At 62.1% G+C, this 1873-nt stretch carries 2 pseudogenes; one reads left to right on the top strand and one right to left on the bottom strand.

The annotated features are described in order from the left end of the window. Positions 1-1125: 1125 nt before the first annotated feature. A pseudogene (locus G3T14_RS25300) lies at positions 1126-1318 on the top strand (transposase family protein); the annotation flags it as partial. A 28-nt stretch (positions 1319-1346) separates the two neighbouring features. Here G3T14_RS25300 and G3T14_RS23965 read toward each other — a convergent pair. Beyond that, a pseudogene (locus G3T14_RS23965) lies at positions 1347-1823 on the bottom strand (IS5 family transposase); the annotation flags it as partial. Positions 1824-1873: the final 50 nt, after the last annotated feature.

The following is a 1873-nucleotide window of genomic DNA, read 5'->3' on the forward strand; positions in this document are numbered from 1 at the left end:
GGTTTCCGACAAAAAGCCCGCGCCTTTCTCCCGCCCATCAAGACGTTCTGTGAAAGGCGCCTCGCCGCGGTAATGTTCGGAATCAGATCAAAGGGCGTCCTATTTCGCCTCTCTTTTGTTCGAATACTTCGATCACGGTGGAACAATGGTGTCGCCGGCAGGACTCGATTTTCTACCGGACAACCCCAGCGATTTGAGACACTTAGCGGTTCATCGACATAGGAATGTTATGCACTTTTGACAACACGCACGAGCCACTTTTGAAATACAATCCCTGCGTGGATAAAGGGTCGAACTGACCCTTCAGCCTGAAGGCGGGCGACCCGACGAAGGCATCGGACCGCCTGGCCACGCCGGCCCGGTCGCTCAAGCGTGTGTCTGCCGCGCGTAAAGTTCTCTGAAAGGTGGACCGACCGAAAGGCGATCCCGCCAATCGCCATGTTGGCCCCGACGAACAGCGGTGGGGCCAGCATGCTGATCGGACCGTGCTGCCCGAGCTCCACGAGGCGAAGGGCCCCGAGGGGCAGCGTGGCGATGCCAAACGAGTGCGGCCAGGCCCGGTGCGAGAATGCCTGTTCCCGGAGCCAGGGCGCGAGGCGCAGCATGAAGGCTCCTTGGAGGAGGGCATACCCGAACATGGCCTGGAAGAAGCAGTCCGGCGAGGCGTCACCTAGTTCGAGATAGGCAACGCAGGCGATGGCGGGGGGCGTCAGGTGGATGCCGAGGGTCGCGCGCAGCCGCCGGGAGCGGCTGATGACTACGCCCGGCGTCGGGCCGGTAGTGGCGTTGACCTATCGCACCTGCGTCGACAACCCGGCCCGGTTCGGACGGTCGTAGTACGTCGGGGCGCATTACGGTCTGACGCCGCGGTTCTACCAATCCGGCGAGACGACTGCCGCAAGCAGGGCCGTCCTACACCATCATAACTCAGAGAGGACCACTTTTCGGCTCTTCGCCAAGTTTGGTCGATTGGGTTGGTGGGAGGGATGCCGGAAGGTAGCTTCTGGCTGAACCGGGCGGGGATTCTCAGATCAGGGCATGACCCTTCTCTATCACATCCCTGATTGTCGCCTTCTCCACGTCAGGCGTGAGGAGAGCACGGCCCCTCGCATTGCTGCTCAAGTGAAGCGCGATCATGCCCGTTGCCCCCGCTGTCGTACGGTCAGCCGGTCGGTGCATTAGTCGCTATCACCGGCGTCCCGCCGACCTCCCGACGAGCGGTCAGGAGGTGCGTCTTACCCTGACGATCCGACGTTTCTACTGTCAAGAACCTTCTTGTGCACGTCGAACCTTTGCGGAGGGTCTGCCCCGCCTCCTTGACCGCTACGCTTAGAGTCTGTCCGGGATCATTTTGCGGTCTGGCAGAGCTTACGGATCATGAGTCGGATTGAGGCCCAGTTGAGGAAGGCTAGGGCCTTTCGGCTGTGGCATTCCCAGTCCTTGGCGAGGCGGCGGCAGCGGTTCAGCCAAGCGAAGGTTCGCTCGACGATCCAGCGTTTGGGTAGAACAGTGAATCCCTTCGCCGTGACGGCGCTGGCCTGATCGGATCGTTTGACGATCTCGATATCGACCCGTCGGCAAGCGCGGCGTAGGCCGGCCTGGAATCGCGGTCCTTGGTAGCCGCCGTCGGCGTAGAGCTTGAGCAGGAACGGATAGAGGCCGAACAGGGTGGCCATCACCCACACCCCGCCGTCGCGGTCCTGCACGCCGGCCGAATGCACCAGGGCGTGCATCAGCAGACCCTGGGTGTCGACGAGGATGTGGCGCTTCTTCCCTTTGATCTTTTTGCCCGCGTCGAAGCCGGGCGGATCGATCGACGCCCCCCTTTATGGATGGCCCGCCCCTCACCGGGCTTCACCGCTAGGTTTGCAGT

This window comes from Methylobacterium sp. BTF04 (assembly GCF_010692745.1).
In the GTDB taxonomy this organism is placed as follows: domain Bacteria; phylum Pseudomonadota; class Alphaproteobacteria; order Rhizobiales; family Beijerinckiaceae; genus Methylobacterium.